We start from the raw sequence: 15,510 nt of genomic DNA on the forward strand, positions 1-15,510 counted from the left end.
ATCAGGCATTGTCGCGGATGCCCGCGAAGAGGTCGCTCTCGGGGAGGGATGTATCGACCAGGGACTTGGCGAGCTCGTACTCCTCGGTCGGCCAGACCTCCCGCTGGACGTCCATCGGCACCCGGAACCAGCCGCCGTCCGGATCGATCTGCGTCGCGTGCGCGATCAGCGCCTTGTCGCGGATCTCGAAGAAGTCGTCGCACGGGATGTGCGTGGTCAGCGTGCGTTCGGCGCGCTCGAACTCCTTCCAGCGCTCCAGCCAGTCGCCGTACGGGGACTCCAGTCCCCGGGCGAGCAGCGCCTCGTGCAGGGCGACCGTGCGCGGCTTGTTGAAGCCCTGGTTGTAGTAGAGCTTCTGCGGCTGGAAGGCCGGGCCGAACTCCGCCTCGGGGAACCTCTCGGTGTCCGCGGCGCCCTCGAACGCGATCATCGAGATCGTGTGGGTCTTGATGTGGTCGGGGTGCGGGTACCCGCCGTTCTCGTCGTAGGTGGTGATCACCTGCGGCCGGAACGAGCGGATCTTCGCGACGAGACGCCCCGCCGCCGTCTCGTCGTCCTCCAGGGCGAAGCAGCCCTCGGGAAGCGGGGGCAGGGGGTCGCCCTCGGGGAGGCCCGAGTCGACGAAGCCGAGCCACTCCTGGCCGACGCCCAGGATCTCCCGGGCCTCGTCCATCTCCTTCTTGCGCACCTCGTGGATGTTCGCCTCGATGTACGCGTCACCCTGGAGCTTCGGGTTGAGGATGGAGCCCCGCTCACCACCTGTGCAGGTGACGACCAGGACGTCCACCCCCTCGGACACGTACTTGGCCATGGTGGCCGCGCCCTTGCTCGACTCGTCGTCGGGGTGGGCGTGGACGGCCATCAGTCTCAGCTGCTCGGTCAAGTCTCGGTCCTCAGTGATTCGTCGCGGTGGTCGGCTTCTATAGTGACTGAACCGGGGGGTGGAAAATTCCTCGATCCCCGGTACGGGAGGAACGATCATGGCAGCGGTACGCGAGGCCTTGCCCGAGGGGCGCTACGGCCGGTCGCAGGACGAACGCGCGGACCGCAAGCTGAAGATCACCGGCTCCGTGCTGGGTGTGGCGTTCCTCGCCATGATCGGCTGGTTCGGTTACGACTACGTGGCCGGTCAGGACGTCAGCGCCGAGCTCATCAAGTCGAGGATCGTCTCGGACGGCCGCGCCGAGGCGCACCTCGAGGTCCGCAAGGAGCGGGACGCCGAGGGGCAGTGCACGCTCCGCGCCCTGAGCGAGGACGGCGCGGAGGTCGGGCGGGCGGACTTCCGGTTCGACGAGCGCTCCGGGCGGATCGACGAGATCGTCTCGCTGCGCACCACCTCCAGGGCGACCGCGGTGGAGCTGAAGGGCTGTACCGCCGGCGGCTGACCGCGCCCGGGGGCGCGCGCCGCCCCGGATGCCCGCACTCCCGCGCCGACCTGCGCGGACGCGCGTGTGACGATTTACCTTCTCCCCCTTTTCGCACGGAATTGTTAGGCTCGTGGTTTCGCCCACCCGTGGCAGCGCATGCTTGGGGTAGGGCGTTGCTTTGTATTCCCAGCACCGACGAGGAGCACCCTGTGACCCAGACCAGCGATAACGTCACCTGGCTCACGCCGGAGGCGTACAACCAGCTGAAGGCGGAGCTGGAGTACCTGTCTGGTCCCGCGCGCACGGAGATCTCCGTCAAGATCGCGGCGGCCCGCGAGGAGGGTGACCTCCGCGAGAACGGCGGGTACCACGCGGCCAAGGAGGAGCAGGGCAAGATGGAGCTCCGGGTCCGTCAGCTGACCCAGCTCCTGGAGCACGCGAAGGTCGGCGAGGCCCCTGCCGACGACGGCGTGGTCGAGCCCGGCATGGTCGTGACCATCGCCTTCGACGGCGACCCGGACGACACGGTCACGTTCCTGCTCGCCTCCCGCGAATACGCGAGCACGGACATCGAGACCTACTCCCCCCAGTCCCCGCTCGGCACCGGCGTGAACGGCAAGCGGGTGGGCGACGACGCGGAGTACGAGCTGCCGAACGGCAAGAAGGCCTCGGTGAAGATCGTCTCGGCGAAGCCGTACCAGGGCTGACCCCCGGAGCACCACGGAGCCCCGGCCGCAGGCGCGGCCGGGGCTCCGTGGTGGGCGGGGTCAGGCGGTCGCCGAGCGGTACTTGCGGACCGCAAGCGTCCGGAAGACCACGATGATCAGGACCGACCAGATCACCGAGGCCAGGATCGGGTGCTGCATCGGCCAGGCGTCCGAGGTGACGAAGCCCGGCGGAACGTTGCCGAACAGTTCGCGGCAGGCCGCCACGGTGGCACTGAAGGGGTTCCATTCCGCGATGTGGCGGAGGACGGTCGGCATCTGGTTGGCGTCCACGAAGGCGTTCGAGATGAACGTCAGCGGGAAGAGCCAGATCAGTCCGCCGGATGTGGCCGCCTCCGGGGTGCGCACGACCAGACCGATCAGCGCGCCGATCCAGGAGAACGCGTACCCGAGCAGGAGCAGCAGCAGGAAGCCGAGCAGCACCTTGCCGAGGTTCTCGTGGGTCCGCCATCCGATGATCAGCGCGACACCGGCGAGGACGACGAGGGTGAGCGCGGTCTGCACGAGGTCGGCGAGGGTACGTCCGGTGAGGACGGCGCCGCGGGCCATCGGCAGTGACCTGAAGCGGTCGATCAGCCCCTTGTGCATGTCGTCCGCGATACCCGCGCCCGCGCCGGCGGTGGCGAAGGTGACGGTCTGGGCGAAGATCCCGGCCATCAGGAATTCCTTGTAGGCCGTGGGCGAGAGGGAGCTTCCCACCTTGATGGAGCCGCCGAACACGTAGGTGAACAGCACCACGAACATGATGGGCTGGACCAGGCCGAAGATGACCATCTCGGGGATCCTGGCCATGCGGATCAGGTTGCGCCGCGCCACGACCAGGGAGTCGGCCACCGACCTGCTGACCGCCCCACGGGACTTGAGCACTGCTGGTTCCCGTGCGTCCGTCACTGCGCTCACCGCACGCCCTCCTTCCGGCCCTGTGCGGCCTCGTTCGATTCGTTGCCGGAGTTCTTCTCCCGCTCGGCCGCGTGGCCGGTGAGCGAGATGAAGACGTCGTCGAGGGTGGGGCGGCGCAGGCCGATGTCGTCGATCTCCACGCCCCGGGTGTCGAGGTCGCGGATGACCTCGGCCAGCAGCTTGGCCCCGCCGATGACCGGGACGGTCAGCTTGCGGGTGTGCGCGGCGACGGAGATCTCCCCCTTGCCGTACGCGGCGAGCACCGAGCGGGCCGGCTCGATCTGGTCCGGCCGGTGCACCACGACCTCGACGCGCTCGCCGCCGGTGCGGGCCTTGAGCTGGTCGGACGTACCGCGGGCGATGACCTTGCCGTGGTCGATGACGCAGATGTCGTGGGCGAGGCGGTCGGCCTCCTCCAGGTACTGGGTGGTCAGCAGCAGCGTCGTACCGCCCGCGACGAGCTCCTCGATGACCTCCCACAGCTGCTGCCGGTTGCGGGGGTCGAGCCCGGTGGTGGGCTCGTCCATGAACATCACCGGCGGGGACACGACGAGCGCCGCCGCCAGGTCGAGGCGGCGGCGCATGCCTCCGGAGTACGTCTTGGCGGTGCGGTCGGCCGCGTCGGCGAGGTTGAACTTCTCCAGGAGCTCCCCGGCCCGCTTCTTCGCGGCGCGCGAGCTCATCTGGTAGAGCTGGCCGACCATCTGGAGGTTCTCGCGGCCCGTGAGGTACTCGTCGACGGCCGCGAACTGGCCGGACAGGCCGATCGAGCGCCGCACCTCGTCAGGGCTCTTCAGGACGTCGATGCCCGCCACGACGGCCCGGCCGCTGTCCGGCCGGAGCAGGGTGGTCAGGACACGGACGGCAGTCGTCTTGCCGGCGCCGTTGGGCCCCAGCAGGCCCAGGACGGTGCCTTCGGGCACGTCGAGATCGACGCCGCCCAGTGCTCGTACATCGCCGAAGGTCTTCACCAGGCCTTCGGCGTAGATGGCGCCTGGCATACGTGCTCCCCCAGTTGCTTCGCGTGAATTCCTGAGCGGATCGTAGAGTTCCCGGCCTTCGCAGGCGGGGAACACCGAGTGTTCGGCGATGCACCGTAACGCGATACATCGCGACACACAACAGGTTTTCCACGAGGGAACCGGTCCTTCAGGAGCGCACCAGGTAGCCGGCGGCGCGCAGCGCGGCGGCGACCTCCTCGCAGTGCTCCGGCCCCTTCGTCTCCAGGTGGAGTTCCACCTCCGCCTCGGTGAGCCCGAGCCGCGGGTCGGTCCGTACGTGCTGGATGTCGAGCACGTTGGCGTCGGCGACGGACAGGGTCGCGAGCATCGCGGCCAGCGCCCCGGGCCGGTCGGTGAGCCGGAGCCGCAGGCTCAGGTAGCGGCCCGCCGCGACCATGCCGTGCGTCAGGATGCGCTGTATCAGCAGGGGGTCCACGTTGCCGCCCGACAGCACGGCGACCACGGGTCCGCGAAACGACTCCGGATCGCTCAGCAGCGCCGCGACCGGGATCGCCCCCGCGGGCTCGACGACCAGCTTCGCCCGCTCCAGGCACAGCAGCAGCGCGCTGGACAGCTCGTCCTCGGTGACCGTTCGGACCTCGTCCACCAGCTCCTGGACCAGCGGGAACGTGAGGTCGCCGGGCCGTCCCACCTTGATGCCGTCGGCCATGGTCTGGACCGCGTCGAGCGCCACGGGATACCCGGCGGACAGCGAGGGCGGGAAGGCCGCCGCGCCCTCGGCCTGGACACCGACGATCCTGACGTCGGGGCGCAGCGCCTTCACCGCGACCGCGATCCCCGCGGCGAGACCGCCCCCGCCGATACCGACGACGACGGACCGGACCTCCGGGCACTGCTCGAGGATCTCCAGGCCGACGGTGCCCTGTCCCGCGATGATGTCCGGGTGGTCGAAGGGGTGGATGAAGACCGCCCCGGTCTCCTCGGCGTACTCCTGCGCGGCGGCCAGCGTCTCGTCGACGACGTGGCCGTGGAGCCTGACCTCCGCGCCGTAGTCCCGGGTCGCCGCCACCTTCGGCAGGGGTGCCCCGACCGGCATGAAGACCGTGGAGCGTACGCCGAGCAACGAAGACGCGAGTGCGACACCCTGCGCATGGTTTCCGGCACTCGCGGCCACCACCCCGGCCGCCCGTTCGGCGGGGCCGAGTCCGGCGATCCGCACGTACGCGCCCCTGATTTTGAACGAGCCGGTGCGCTGGAGGTTCTCGCACTTGAGGTGGACCGGCGCGCCGACGAGGGAACTGAGATGACGGCTGCCTTCCATCGCGGTCGTTCTGGCCACCCCGGACAGCATCTTCTGCGCCCCTCGGACGTCGTCGAGGATCAGCGGAGGAAAGGGCCCTGTCGTACGGAAGGTCATGACAGCAAGTCTTGCAGCTCGGAGCCCTGGGAGCCGTCGCATCTCATGGCGGCCTGCGGTGGTGTCCACAGGTTTGTGCAGCGCTGGTACACGTTGCCCCGTGGCCGCGTACTCTGTCCCCCACCCATCCGACACCGCACGAAGAGAGCCCCCGGCCATGCCCCCTCAGGACATGACGACTGCTGCGTCTCCTTCCGGGGGCGCCGCCCCCGGACATCCGGGAACGGACCGCCTGCTCGACGCACTCCAGCACCAGGTGGCCGTCTTCGCCCGCCGTGCCGAGCAGACCCGCCTCGGCGGTGTCGGCCAGGTCCGCAACTCGATGGACCGGGCTGCCTATCTGCTGCTGAACCGGCTCGACGCGGAAGGGCCCATGGGCGTCAAGGCGCTGGCCGCGGGCATGGGGATCGACTCCTCGACCGTGACGCGACAGGTCGCGCCGCTGGTCGACACCGGCCTGGTCAAGCGCACCTCGCATCCGGAGGACGGGCGCGCGGTCGTGCTGCAGCTGTCACCTCGCGGCCAGTCCCGCCTCGAGGAGGTCCGCGCCTCGCGGCGTGAGCTGATGTCGCAGGTGACGGGCGAGTGGACCGAGGAGGAGCGTGACACCTTCTGCGCCCTGCTGACCCGGTTCAACTCCTCCCTGGCGGCCCGGCAGGCGGCGAACCAGCCGGCTCAGGAGGGCTGACCCTCCGCACCCGCGGTCCCGCGCGGTGCGCCCGGCTGTCCGCCGGGCCCGGCGGATCTACCCTGGAAGTGCGCACTCGCGAGTCGAGGAGGCCGCCATGACACGGAAGATCGCGGACTGCCGCAAGTATCCGAGCGTCTCGAACTGCACGCTCACCATTTCCGGTGAGGAGGACGAAGTCGTCCGGGCCGCCGCCGAACACGCGGTCTCGGTCCACGAGCACACCGACAGCCCGGAACTGCGTGAGCAGATCCGGGGCTCGCTGGAGGACGAGAGGGTCGCAGTCTGACCTCGTCACGCGCCGTCCGGCGCCGGGACCGAACCGTCCCGGCCGCCGGACGTCGGCCGTTCACCCGGTGGCCGCACGCACAGCCGCGTCACAGCCGGGGCACGGACGTTCCCCAGGGACCCCGTTACCGGGGCGCGCGTGGGCAGGGGATCAAGGAGGAGGGTGCCCGGCTGAACGCCCTGCTGGGCGTCATGAGCACCCTCCAGGACACCGGGCTCCCGCACGTGGCGGGCCCGCACGGTCTCCGCCCGGTGCAGGGCGGGGCGCGCGCGGTCCTGGAGGCCGGAGGCGTGGGGACGGCCGGGGGCAGGGAAGCCCTCGGGACCCTGGACGAGAAGCTCCGCGCCCGCGAGCTGGGGGCCGGCGGCAGCGAACCTCTGCTCGCCGCCGCCCTGTTCCTCGACCTGGTCTGCTGAGGGACGCGGGGCGCGGCTCTGACGGCACGCGCCCCTTCCAGCAGCTCGTCAGCCGAGCGCCTGCGTCAGGTCGGCCAGCAGGTCGTCGGCGTTCTCGATGCCGACGGACAGCCGGACCAGGTCGGCCGGCACCTCCAGCGGAGAACCCGCCGCGGAGGCGTGCGTCATGCGGCCCGGGTGCTCCAGGAGCGACTCGACGCCACCGAGCGACTCCCCGAGCGTGAAGAGCTTCGCGCGGTTGCAGACCTCGACGGCCGCTTCCTCGCCGCCCGAGACCCGGAACGACACCATCCCGCCGAACGCCTTCATCTGCTTGGCGGCGATCTCGTGGCCCGGGTGCTCCGGCAGTCCCGGGTAGAGGACCTGGGTGACCTTGGGGTGACGGGTCAGCAGGTCGGCGACCTTGGTCGCGTTCTCGTCGTGGCGGTCCATGCGGACCGCGAGGGTCTTGATGCCGCGCAGCACCAGCCACGCGTCGAAGGGCCCCGCCACGGCGCCCATGGCGTTCTGGTGGTACGCCAGTTCCTCGGCCAGCGCCGGGTCGCTGACGACGAGTGCCCCGCCGACGACGTCCGAGTGCCCTCCCATGTACTTCGTGGTGGAGTGCACCACCACGTCGGCGCCGAGCGAGAGCGGCTGCTGGAGGTAGGGGCTGGCGAAGGTGTTGTCGACCACCAGCCGCGCGCCCGCCTGCCGGGCCACTCCCGCGACGGCCGCGATGTCGGTGATACCGAGCAGCGGGTTCGACGGCGTCTCCACCCAGATCGCCTTGGTGCGCGGGGTGAGGGCGGCCCGGACCGCGCTGATGTCGGAGGTGTCGGCGACCGAGAACTCCACGCCCCAGCGCGAGGCGACCTTCGCGAACAGCCGGAAGGTGCCGCCGTAGGCGTCGTTCGGGATGACCACGTGGTCGCCGGGTGTCAGCAGGGTGCGCAGGAGGCAGTCCTCCGCGGCGAGGCCCGACGCGAACGCGAGCCCGCGACGGCCGCCCTCCAGCGCGGCGAGGTTCTCCTCGAGCGCCGTGCGGGTGGGGTTGGCGCTGCGGCTGTACTCGTAGCCGCCGCGCAGTCCGCCGACGCCGTCCTGCTTGTACGTGGACACCTGGTAGATCGGCGGGACCACCGCGCCGGTGAGGGGATCAGCCGTGTTGCCGGCGTGGATCGCAAGGGTCTCGAAGCTGTGCTGGTCGCTCATGGGGCCCGAGCGTAGTTCGTCGGGAGGGGAGTTACAGGCCACTCGCCGCCCGGATGCCCGTCCGGGGACAATGGGCCGCATGGAGATTCTGTGGTTCCTGCTCGCCCTGTGCATGCTCGTCGCCGTCGTCGGCCCGATCATGCTGCGGCGCCGTGGCGGTATCCGCCAGGTCGCGCCCGGTTCGCCCGACGCCGCCGACCCGGACACCTACGGCTTCGCACGTCAGGAGGAGCTCGACGTCCGGATGCCGGGTCCCGACCAGGACCTGCTCGACGTCCTCGATGTCGTCCAGAGCACCCAGAGCTGGAAGGCCGCCTCCCAGTTGCTCGCGGGTACGCCCAAGGAGAGCGAGATCCGCTGGCAGCGGGTGCAGGCGTTCGCCGGTGCCGCCTCCCTGGAGCTGGCGCAGCGGCCCGGGGCCGGAGGCTCGTGGCTGCGGGCGTGGCGGGCCGAGGCCCCGAAGGACGCGGGCGCCGCGGCGGTGCACGCGGAGTTCCTGGTGCAGCAGGCCTGGCGCACCGGCACGGTGGGCACCGACGACTTCCGGATCATCCTGGAGGAGGCCCGCACCGTGTGCGGCGAGGCCGCCCTGCTGGCCCCCGGCGACCCCGTCCCGTACATCGTGGAGCTGGCCGTCGCCCGGGGTCTGGGGTACTCCCACGAGCAGTTCGACCAGGTCTGGGCGAAGATCATCGACCGTGCTCCCGCGCACATGGGCGCACACATCGCGGCCCTGCACTTCTGGTGCGAGAAGTGGCACGGCTCCCGCGAGGAGGCCGAGCGCTTCGCGACGACGGCCGCCGCCCGCGCCCCGCAGGGCTCGCTGCTCGCCGCGCTGCCGCTGTTCGCGGTGTACGAGCACCTGCCCGAGGTCAATCTGGTGCAGGGCTTCTACCGCGGTGTCGTCGTGACGAAGGCGGTGGAGGGCGCGATGTTCGCCGTGCACGCGGCCCGCGCCGACGACCCGATGCTCGCGCACGTGCGGCACCTGCTGCTCCTCTTCCTGGTCCGCATGGAACGCTGGTCGGAGGCGATGCAGCAGTTCGTCCACGTCGACGGCCACGTCGGCGCCCTGCCCTGGACCCAGAACCCCGACCCGGCCGCCGAGTACACGGTGTACCGCGCCCTGGCCGTCGCCGGGTACGAGGCGAACGGCGGCAGCCCCGCGACCCTGCTCCACTGACCCGGCACGCCCCCTGAAGTATTGGACCGGCACCCATGGCACGACTGATCCCGCTGATCCTGATAGGCCTCGCCGTCTTCTTCTGGCTGCGCGCACGCAGGAAGACGGCCGCGTACATGGCCTCCTACGAGTACCCGGCCGGTGCGAACCGCGAAGGTGACGAACGTCGCGATCCTCCGGCCCCCGCGGCCTGAGGCCCCGGAATCCGCGGCGCCCCCGCGGCGTTGTACCCAGCGAACCCCGACCCCGGAGGAGCCCCCGCATGTTCCTGACCCACCGCACCCCGCAGCTCCCCACCCCGGAGGAGGCGCTGCGCGGCCGCCCCACCCCCGAATTCACGGTGCCCTCCCGCCACACGGTCCTCGGCAACCCGCTGACGGGCCCGTACCCGCAGGGCCTGGAGGTCGCCGACTTCGCGCTGGGCTGTTTCTGGGGCGCCGAGCGCAAGTTCTGGCAGACGGAGGGCGTCTGGACGACGCTCGTCGGCTACCAGGGCGGTTACACCGAGAACCCGTCGTACGAGGAGACCTGCTCCGGCCTCACCGGTCACACGGAGGCGGTCCGGGTCGTCTTCGACCCGAAGGTCGTGAGCTACGCCGAGCTCCTGAAGCTCTTCTGGGAGTCCCACAACCCGACCCAGGGCTTCCGCCAGGGCAACGACGTCGGTACGCAGTACCGCTCGGCGCTCTACACCCACTCCCCCGAGCAGGCGGAGGCGGCCCAGGCGTCCCGTGAGGCGTACCAGCAGGTGCTGACGGGCGCGGGCTTCAAGGAGATCACCACGGAGATCCTGCCGGCGGAGGGCCGGACCTTCTGGCCGGCCGAGGCCTACCACCAGCAGTACCTGGACAAGAACCCCGACGGCTACTGCGGCATCGGCGGCACGGGCGCCACTCTGGAGTCCCCCTCCGAGACCAACTGGGGCCGCGCCTGCCCGACGGGCATCGCCCCGGCACCGGGGGCCTGAGGCTTCCCGGACCCGGACGCACGACGCGCCCCGTCCCCGGCACCCGTCACGGGGTGCCGGGGACGGGGCGCGTCCGGGTCAGGAGGCGACGAAGCGCGCGATCTGGCCCAGCACGATGGTGTCCGCCAGGAACCCGATGTGGGTCTGGCATGCCACGAGGTTGTTCGTCGCGCCGCTCAGCCTGGTGCTGGTGTACGGCAGGATGACGCCGTCGCACGCGGAGTACCAGGTGGCGTACCTCGTGTCACCGGGGGTCTCGTCGCCCGAGGTGATCTGCGAGATGAACGAGGAGCCCGGGTACATCTGCTGGCAGGTCGTGTAGATCAGGCAGGCGGAGGCGAACGTGGTCCCGTGGTTCGCGCCCGCGATCGAGGCGAGGTGGCTGACGCTGGTGTTCCCGCCCAGCACCTTCAGGTAGTACTGGCTGACGAGGCCTCCCATCGAGTGGTTGACGATCGCGACCTTGCTCGCTCCGGTCCGGGACTTCACGTTGTTGACGAAGGACGCCAGGCCCTGGGCGTTGGTGATGTTGTTGCCGTAGGAGTTGTACTCGTACGCGAAGAGCTTGGAGCTGGACCAGCCGTTGAGCTGGAAGACGCTCATGGCGGTGACCCAGTTCGAGGCGCTGCCGGTGTAGCCGTGGACGAAGACGACCGGTGTGCTCGTCGACAGCGGCTGGGCGGCGGCGCCGGCCTGTGCCGTCGACGTGGCGGTGGTCCTCGCGGCCGGGGCCGCGCCCGCCGTCGACGCCGAGGAGAACAGGGAGAACGCGACGGTGACGGCCGCGAGGACGCCGAGAAGCCGGCGGGGTGAACGACGACGCATGGAACGCTCCTGGCGGGGATCGGGGGGGTGCCTGGTCCGACAAGGTTCGGGCCCCGGGCCCCGGATGCCATCGGCGAATTCACCGGCGTCCGCGAGTCCTGCGCGTACGTCACCCGGACGTGGGGTCAGGCGGCCAGCCGGACCGCTCCCCTCGGCATCCGGATCGTGGACGCACGGGAGGCCGTGCTCCGGCGGGTGAGTTCGTCCTGCGCGAGGGAGAGCACGTCGGTCAGTCCCAGCCCGAGTGAACGGGCCGCCGCCGCCAGCACCTCGGACGACGCCTCCTTGCGCCCGCGTTCGATCTCGGAGAGATACGGGACGGAGATCCGCGCGGCCTCCGCCACGTCCTTCAGCGTCCGCTGCTGACCGGTGCGTTCGCGGCGCAGGACGCCACCCACGACGTCCCGCCAGAGGGGCTCCCTGTCCGGCGCCGCGGGGACGGGGCGCAGGGGGATCACGCGGGCACGGCCCGGTGTGTGGCTGCTCATCGTCCGAGCCTAGGAGCGGTGCGCCCGGCGCGGGAGAGGTTCGCCCTCCGCGCCGGGCGTATCTGCCGTCGGCAGAACGGCCCTCGCCCCGCGGTCCCCGAGGCCGTGGTCCCGTACCGCGTCCGGTCAGCGCGGTGAGCGGATGCCGTCGATGATGCGCGTCCAGTTGTCGCCGCCGTGCCCGTCCTCGATCGCGCGCCGGTAGTGGGCCTGCACCGCCCGTGGGAGCGCGAGGTCCAGCCCGAGCGAGGTACTGGCCTCGACGATGTGGTCGGACGTCGCCCCCATCATGGTGACCGTGCTGAGGTCGCCCGGATGTTCTCCGGCGTCCAGCGCGGCGCCGGGCTTTTCCTCGCCCGCCCGCAGGATGCCGCCGGTCGAGTCGGCCATGGAGAGCAGTTCGGGGAGCACCTCCTCGGCCTTCATCCCGGCGGCGCCCAGCATGGCGGTGGCGTGCATCAGGCCGGACAAGGCCGTCAGGAACACGGCGAGTTGGGCTTGGTACATCAGCTGGGCGAGGCCCGGGTCCTCGCCCAGGTACCGGGGTGTGCCGAGCAGCGCGAGGGTGTCCCTGCGGGCCCGCATCACCTCTTCGGGGCCGCTGTAGTAGACGTGGGCGGCCTCGGTGCCGACCATCGGCGCGGGGACCATGACGCCTCCGGTGAGGAAGGCGGCGCCGTGGCCCGCCGCCCAGGCCGCCGCCTCGCGTGTGCGCTCGGGGGTGTCGGAGCTCAGGTTGACCAGGGTCCGTCCGGCGAGCGACGCGGTGGCGCCGTCGAGGACGTCGTACATGGCCTGGTAGTCGGTGAGGCTGAGGAGCACGAGGCCGCTCGCCTCGATCGCGTCGCGGGGTGTCGCCGCGAGCGTCGCCCCGTCCTCGACGAGGCCGTCGGCCCGGCCCGCGGTGCGGTTCCAGACGGTGACCGGGTGTCCTGCGGTGAGGAGTGTGCGGGTCATCGCCCGGCCCATCGGGCCGAGTCCGATGACCGTGACGCCGCTGTTCCGGCTGGTGGTGGGGTTCTGTTGTCCGTTCACCCCTCCATGCTCGGCGCGCGTCACTACTCTCGGAAGTACCCACTGATTACTGCGGTACTTACCTCTGAGTAAGGGGACTACGCATGGCCAAGGCTCCGAGGAACGGGCCCTACATCTGTGGCATCGACGCCGCGCTCGACGTGGTGAGCGGCAAGTGGAAGGGGCTCATCCTCTGGGAGCTCGAAGCCCATGGGACACGCCGCTTCGGTGAGCTGCGCCGCGGTCTTGTGGGAGTGAGCGAGAAGATGCTGACGCAGCACCTGCGCGAGATGGAGGAGGACGGCCTCGTACACCGGAAGGTGTACGCCGAGGTGCCGCCGCGCGTGGAGTACTCCCTCACCGAGCACGGACGCACGCTCAACCAGGCCCTCGGGCCGCTCGGTGCCTGGGGGGCCGAGCGGAGGCGGCGCGAGGCGCTCGACACGGTCGACGCGGTACGGGCGGACGAGGCTCCGGCGTCCGCATGACGTCCGTGAAACAGCGCTGCCCGACGAGGCGCCGACGAGCGGGCAGGCCGGACGACGACGGCGGCGGTCCTCGCCGTGCTGCCGGTGGCGGACACGGGCTGCGCGCGGAGCACGTCCGAAGCCGGTGACGCCTCGTCACGCCCTCGGCGGGCGCACCGGGGCCCGGTGCCGCCCCGGGCCCCGGTGCGGCAGGGTCAGATCAGGCCCTGCGCCAGCATGGCCTCCGCGACGATCTCGAAGCCGGCGATGTTCGCGCCGACCACGTAGTTGCCCGGACTGCCGTACTTCTCGGCGGTCGTGTGGCAGGAGTCGTGGATGTGGCGCATGATCTGCGCGAGGCGCTCCTCCGTGTGGGCGAAGGTCCAGGAGTCGCGTGACGCGTTCTGCTGCATCTCCAGCGCGCTGGTGGCCACGCCGCCCGCGTTGGCCGCCTTGCCGGGCGCGAAGGCGACACCCGCCTCCTGGAAGATGTGGACGGCCTCAGGAGTGGTCGGCATGTTGGCGCCCTCGGCGACCGCCTTCACGCCGTTGCGTACGAGGGCGAGCGCGTCGGCCTCGTGGAGTTCGTTCTGGGTGGCGCAGGGCAGGGCGACGTCCACGGGGACGCTCCAGACGCCGGTGCCCTCGACGTACCGCACGTGCTCGCCGCGCCGCTCGGCGTACTCGGAGATCCGGCCGCGGCCGGTCTCCTTGATCTCCTTGAGCAGTTCGAGGTCGATGCCCTTCTCGTCGACGACGTAGCCGCCCGAGTCGGAGCAGGTCACCACGGTCGCGCCGAGCTGCTGGGCCTTCTCGATGGCGTAGATGGCCACGTTGCCTGAGCCGGACACCGAGATGCGCTGGCCGTCCAGGGACTCCCCGCGGACGCGCAGCATCTCGGCGGTGAAGAGGACGCAGCCGTAGCCGGTCGCCTCGGTGCGGGCCTGTGCGCCGCCCCAGCCGAGGCCCTTTCCGGTGAGCACCCCGGACTCGTAGCGGTTGGTGATCCGCTTGTACTGCCCGAAGAGGTAGCCGATCTCCCGGCCGCCGACGCCGATGTCCCCGGCGGGGACGTCGGTGTACTCACCGAGGTGGCGGTGGAGTTCCGTCATGAACGACTGGCAGAACCGCATGACCTCGGCGTCGGACCGTCCCTTGGGGTCGAAGTCCGCGCCGCCCTTGCCGCCGCCGATCGGCATGCCGGTCAGGGCGTTCTTGAAGATCTGCTCGAAGCCGAGGAACTTCACGATGCCGAGGTTGACGGAGGGGTGGAAGCGCAGTCCGCCCTTGTAGGGGCCGAGCGAGCTGGAGAACTCGACGCGGAAGCCGCGGTTGACGTGGATGTCACCCGCGTCGTCCGACCACGGCACCCGGAAGATCAGCTGACGCTCGGGCTCGCAGATCCGCTCGATGATGCGGGCGTCGACGAACTCCGGTCGCCGCGCCAGCACGGGGCCCAGGGTTTCGAGGACCTCGCGCACCGCCTGGTGGAACTCGCCCTCGCCCTGGTTGCGCCGCAGGATCTCCGCGTAGAGCGGCTCGATGACACGGTTCCCGGTGGTGCGCGGGGTGAGGGAGTCGGAACTGGCCGGCATCTGATCAACCTTCCGTGGGTGGGCTCTTGCGCGTCGGCGCTCCCTGTCCCCGGAGGCGCCCCCGGCCCGTGGGGGCCGTTGCACCCGGCAAGTCTCGCAGTGCCTCACGGCCCTGCCCGGGCGACATCCACATAGTGGCCCTCACTGTTCGTTTCGGTACGCACGCCTCCGCCCGCCCGCACCCCTCTGCCGCCGGGGCCGAGGGGCCGCACGGCACCCGCTTCGCGGGGCCGTGCGGGTGGCGAACCTCACAGCCGGAGGAGGGCGGCTGTGAGGTCCGCGGGGTCACCGGTCAGACCGCCGCGTTCTCCGTCACCGTCACCTTCCCCTTGCGGATGGTCGCCACCCGGGGCGCCTTGCGGGCCAGGGAGCTGTCGTGCGTGACCATCACGAAGGTCAGCCCGTGCTCCTTCCACAGTCCGTCGAGCAGGTCCATGATCTCGTCGCGCATGGACTCGTCGAGGTTGCCGGTCGGTTCGTCGGCGAGCAGCACCTTCGGTCGCTTGACCAGCGCCCTGGCGATGGCGACGCGCTGCTGCTGGCCGCCGGACATCTCGCTCGGCAGGTGGGTGGGGCGGTCGCCGAGGCCCACCGACTCCAGCGCCTCAGCGGCGCGTTCGCGGCGCGTCCTCGCCCCAAGGCCGAGGGGGACGAGGGCTGTCTCGACGTTCTCCTGGGCGGTGAGCGTCGGAATCAGGTTGAAGCTCTGGAAGACGAATCCGATGGACTCGGCCCGGACCTTGGTGAGCCGGGACTCGGGCAGCCCGGCCAGGTCGACACCGTCGAGCTCGACGGTGCCGGAGGTGGGCCGGTCCAGCCCGCCCAGCATCTGCAGGAGGGTGGACTTGCCTCCGCCGGTCGGGCCCTGGATGACGAGCCTGCCACCGTCCTCGATGGTCAGATCGACACCGGCGAGCGCGTCGACGGGATTCCTGCCGCGCATGTAGCGCTTGGTGACGCCCTTGAGCTGGTACACGTGTGGACTCCTGCTGCTACGTACGGGAAGGGGTGGG

Annotated in this window: 19 protein-coding genes; 9 read left to right on the forward strand and 10 right to left on the reverse strand. The window is 70.8% G+C overall.

Annotated elements, in window-relative coordinates:
* Position 1 precedes the first annotated feature (1 nt).
* Positions 2 to 883, reverse strand: a complete 882-nt coding sequence (gene mca / locus LWJ43_RS11780) for a mycothiol conjugate amidase Mca (protein ID WP_277332237.1) — start codon at positions 881 to 883, stop codon at positions 2 to 4.
* 97 nt (positions 884 to 980) lie between these two features.
* Here mca and LWJ43_RS11785 point away from each other — a divergent pair, with 97 nt between their 5' ends.
* Positions 981 to 1,385, forward strand: coding sequence for a DUF4307 domain-containing protein (locus tag LWJ43_RS11785; protein ID WP_277332238.1), 405 nt, complete (start codon positions 981 to 983; stop codon positions 1,383 to 1,385).
* Positions 1,386 to 1,576: 191 nt separating this feature from the next.
* On the forward strand, positions 1,577 to 2,074 hold the full coding sequence (gene greA / locus LWJ43_RS11790) for a transcription elongation factor GreA (RefSeq protein ID WP_277332239.1): 498 nt from the start codon (positions 1,577 to 1,579) through the stop codon (positions 2,072 to 2,074).
* Positions 2,075 to 2,134: 60 nt separating this feature from the next.
* On the opposite strand, the gene LWJ43_RS11795 is transcribed toward greA, so the two are convergent.
* The 3 genes from LWJ43_RS11795 to ilvA all read right to left on the reverse strand — a co-directional run bounded on the left by LWJ43_RS11795 (position 2,135) and on the right by ilvA (position 5,371).
* Positions 2,135 to 2,983, reverse strand: a complete 849-nt coding sequence (locus LWJ43_RS11795; protein ID WP_385457212.1) for an ABC transporter permease — start codon at positions 2,981 to 2,983, stop codon at positions 2,135 to 2,137.
* 5 nt (positions 2,984 to 2,988) lie between these two features.
* Positions 2,989 to 3,993 (reverse strand): ATP-binding cassette domain-containing protein, encoded by a 1,005-nt coding sequence (locus LWJ43_RS11800; protein ID WP_277332241.1) that lies wholly within the window; start codon positions 3,991 to 3,993, stop codon positions 2,989 to 2,991.
* Between the two features lie 148 nt (positions 3,994 to 4,141).
* The gene (gene ilvA, locus LWJ43_RS11805; protein ID WP_277332242.1) at positions 4,142 to 5,371 is read right to left on the reverse strand and encodes a threonine ammonia-lyase; all 1,230 of its coding nucleotides are present in this window, start codon (positions 5,369 to 5,371) and stop codon (positions 4,142 to 4,144) included.
* Between the two features lie 157 nt (positions 5,372 to 5,528).
* Here ilvA and LWJ43_RS11810 point away from each other — a divergent pair, with 157 nt between their 5' ends.
* The 3 genes from LWJ43_RS11810 to LWJ43_RS11820 all read left to right on the forward strand — a co-directional run bounded on the left by LWJ43_RS11810 (position 5,529) and on the right by LWJ43_RS11820 (position 6,764).
* Complete coding sequence (locus tag LWJ43_RS11810) at positions 5,529 to 6,059, forward strand: MarR family winged helix-turn-helix transcriptional regulator (RefSeq protein ID WP_277332243.1); 531 nt, start codon at positions 5,529 to 5,531, stop codon at positions 6,057 to 6,059.
* 97 nt (positions 6,060 to 6,156) lie between these two features.
* Positions 6,157 to 6,348 (forward strand): DUF1059 domain-containing protein, encoded by a 192-nt coding sequence (locus LWJ43_RS11815; RefSeq protein WP_014154395.1) that lies wholly within the window; start codon positions 6,157 to 6,159, stop codon positions 6,346 to 6,348.
* Positions 6,345 to 6,764 carry a triphosphoribosyl-dephospho-CoA synthase gene (locus tag LWJ43_RS11820; RefSeq protein WP_462100945.1) on the forward strand — a complete coding sequence of 140 codons (420 nt, stop codon included), beginning with the start codon at positions 6,345 to 6,347 and terminating at the stop codon, positions 6,762 to 6,764. Before LWJ43_RS11815 ends, LWJ43_RS11820 begins: the two co-directional genes overlap by 4 nt.
* A gap of 48 nt (positions 6,765 to 6,812) precedes the next feature.
* Here the strand turns inward: LWJ43_RS11820 and LWJ43_RS11825 are convergent, their stop codons facing one another.
* Positions 6,813 to 7,958: a cystathionine gamma-synthase gene (locus LWJ43_RS11825; RefSeq protein WP_277332244.1), complete on the reverse strand. Its 1,146-nt coding sequence runs from the start codon at positions 7,956 to 7,958 to the stop codon at positions 6,813 to 6,815.
* 79 nt (positions 7,959 to 8,037) lie between these two features.
* Between LWJ43_RS11825 and LWJ43_RS11830 the strand changes: the two genes are divergently transcribed.
* From LWJ43_RS11830 to msrA, 3 genes are all read left to right on the forward strand, one after another.
* Entirely contained in the window at positions 8,038 to 9,141 is a 1,104-nt protein-coding gene (locus LWJ43_RS11830; protein WP_277332245.1) for a hypothetical protein, read from the forward strand.
* Between the two features lie 35 nt (positions 9,142 to 9,176).
* On the forward strand, positions 9,177 to 9,335 hold the full coding sequence (locus LWJ43_RS11835; protein WP_187282133.1) for a hypothetical protein: 159 nt from the start codon (positions 9,177 to 9,179) through the stop codon (positions 9,333 to 9,335).
* Positions 9,336 to 9,403: 68 nt separating this feature from the next.
* Positions 9,404 to 10,108 carry a peptide-methionine (S)-S-oxide reductase MsrA gene (gene msrA / locus LWJ43_RS11840; protein ID WP_277332246.1) on the forward strand — a complete coding sequence of 235 codons (705 nt, stop codon included), beginning with the start codon at positions 9,404 to 9,406 and terminating at the stop codon, positions 10,106 to 10,108.
* Between the two features lie 78 nt (positions 10,109 to 10,186).
* On the opposite strand, the gene LWJ43_RS11845 is transcribed toward msrA, so the two are convergent.
* The 3 genes from LWJ43_RS11845 to LWJ43_RS11855 form a co-directional block, all read right to left on the reverse strand.
* On the reverse strand, positions 10,187 to 10,933 hold the full coding sequence (locus tag LWJ43_RS11845; RefSeq protein WP_277332247.1) for an esterase/lipase family protein: 747 nt from the start codon (positions 10,931 to 10,933) through the stop codon (positions 10,187 to 10,189).
* Between the two features lie 125 nt (positions 10,934 to 11,058).
* Positions 11,059 to 11,421 (reverse strand): helix-turn-helix domain-containing protein, encoded by a 363-nt coding sequence (locus tag LWJ43_RS11850; protein WP_277332248.1) that lies wholly within the window; start codon positions 11,419 to 11,421, stop codon positions 11,059 to 11,061.
* A gap of 126 nt (positions 11,422 to 11,547) precedes the next feature.
* Entirely contained in the window at positions 11,548 to 12,456 is a 909-nt protein-coding gene (locus tag LWJ43_RS11855) for an NAD(P)-dependent oxidoreductase (protein WP_277332249.1), read from the reverse strand.
* Positions 12,457 to 12,539: 83 nt separating this feature from the next.
* Here LWJ43_RS11855 and LWJ43_RS11860 point away from each other — a divergent pair, with 83 nt between their 5' ends.
* The gene (locus tag LWJ43_RS11860; RefSeq protein WP_277332250.1) at positions 12,540 to 12,923 is read left to right on the forward strand and encodes a winged helix-turn-helix transcriptional regulator; all 384 of its coding nucleotides are present in this window, start codon (positions 12,540 to 12,542) and stop codon (positions 12,921 to 12,923) included.
* A 194-nt stretch (positions 12,924 to 13,117) separates the two neighbouring features.
* On the opposite strand, the gene gdhA is transcribed toward LWJ43_RS11860, so the two are convergent.
* The gene (gene gdhA, locus LWJ43_RS11865) at positions 13,118 to 14,497 is read right to left on the reverse strand and encodes an NADP-specific glutamate dehydrogenase (RefSeq protein WP_277332251.1); all 1,380 of its coding nucleotides are present in this window, start codon (positions 14,495 to 14,497) and stop codon (positions 13,118 to 13,120) included.
* Between the two features lie 292 nt (positions 14,498 to 14,789).
* The gene (locus tag LWJ43_RS11870; RefSeq protein WP_277332252.1) at positions 14,790 to 15,473 is read right to left on the reverse strand and encodes an ABC transporter ATP-binding protein; all 684 of its coding nucleotides are present in this window, start codon (positions 15,471 to 15,473) and stop codon (positions 14,790 to 14,792) included.
* Positions 15,474 to 15,510: the final 37 nt, after the last annotated feature.

This window comes from Streptomyces sp. JH34 (assembly GCF_029428875.1).
Lineage (GTDB): Bacteria > Actinomycetota > Actinomycetes > Streptomycetales > Streptomycetaceae > Streptomyces.

Bases quoted from the DNA above. Each gene is read 5' to 3' on its own strand.
- LWJ43_RS11785 (WP_277332238.1), top strand. From the start codon at position 981: ATGGCAGCGGTACGCGAGGCCTTGCCCGAGGGGCGCTACGGCCGGTCG.
- LWJ43_RS11800 (WP_277332241.1), bottom strand. From the start codon at position 3,993: ATGCCAGGCGCCATCTACGCCGAAGGCCTGGTGAAGACCTTCGGCGAT.
- ilvA (WP_277332242.1), bottom strand. From the start codon at position 5,371: ATGACCTTCCGTACGACAGGGCCCTTTCCTCCGCTGATCCTCGACGAC.
- LWJ43_RS11810 (WP_277332243.1), top strand. From the start codon at position 5,529: ATGCCCCCTCAGGACATGACGACTGCTGCGTCTCCTTCCGGGGGCGCC.
- LWJ43_RS11815 (WP_014154395.1), top strand. From the start codon at position 6,157: ATGACACGGAAGATCGCGGACTGCCGCAAGTATCCGAGCGTCTCGAAC.
- LWJ43_RS11825 (WP_277332244.1), bottom strand. From the start codon at position 7,958: ATGAGCGACCAGCACAGCTTCGAGACCCTTGCGATCCACGCCGGCAAC.
- LWJ43_RS11830 (WP_277332245.1), top strand. From the start codon at position 8,038: ATGGAGATTCTGTGGTTCCTGCTCGCCCTGTGCATGCTCGTCGCCGTC.
- LWJ43_RS11835 (WP_187282133.1), top strand. From the start codon at position 9,177: ATGGCACGACTGATCCCGCTGATCCTGATAGGCCTCGCCGTCTTCTTC.
- msrA (WP_277332246.1), top strand. From the start codon at position 9,404: ATGTTCCTGACCCACCGCACCCCGCAGCTCCCCACCCCGGAGGAGGCG.
- LWJ43_RS11845 (WP_277332247.1), bottom strand. From the start codon at position 10,933: ATGCGTCGTCGTTCACCCCGCCGGCTTCTCGGCGTCCTCGCGGCCGTC.
- LWJ43_RS11850 (WP_277332248.1), bottom strand. From the start codon at position 11,421: ATGAGCAGCCACACACCGGGCCGTGCCCGCGTGATCCCCCTGCGCCCC.
- LWJ43_RS11860 (WP_277332250.1), top strand. From the start codon at position 12,540: ATGGCCAAGGCTCCGAGGAACGGGCCCTACATCTGTGGCATCGACGCC.
- gdhA (WP_277332251.1), bottom strand. From the start codon at position 14,497: ATGCCGGCCAGTTCCGACTCCCTCACCCCGCGCACCACCGGGAACCGT.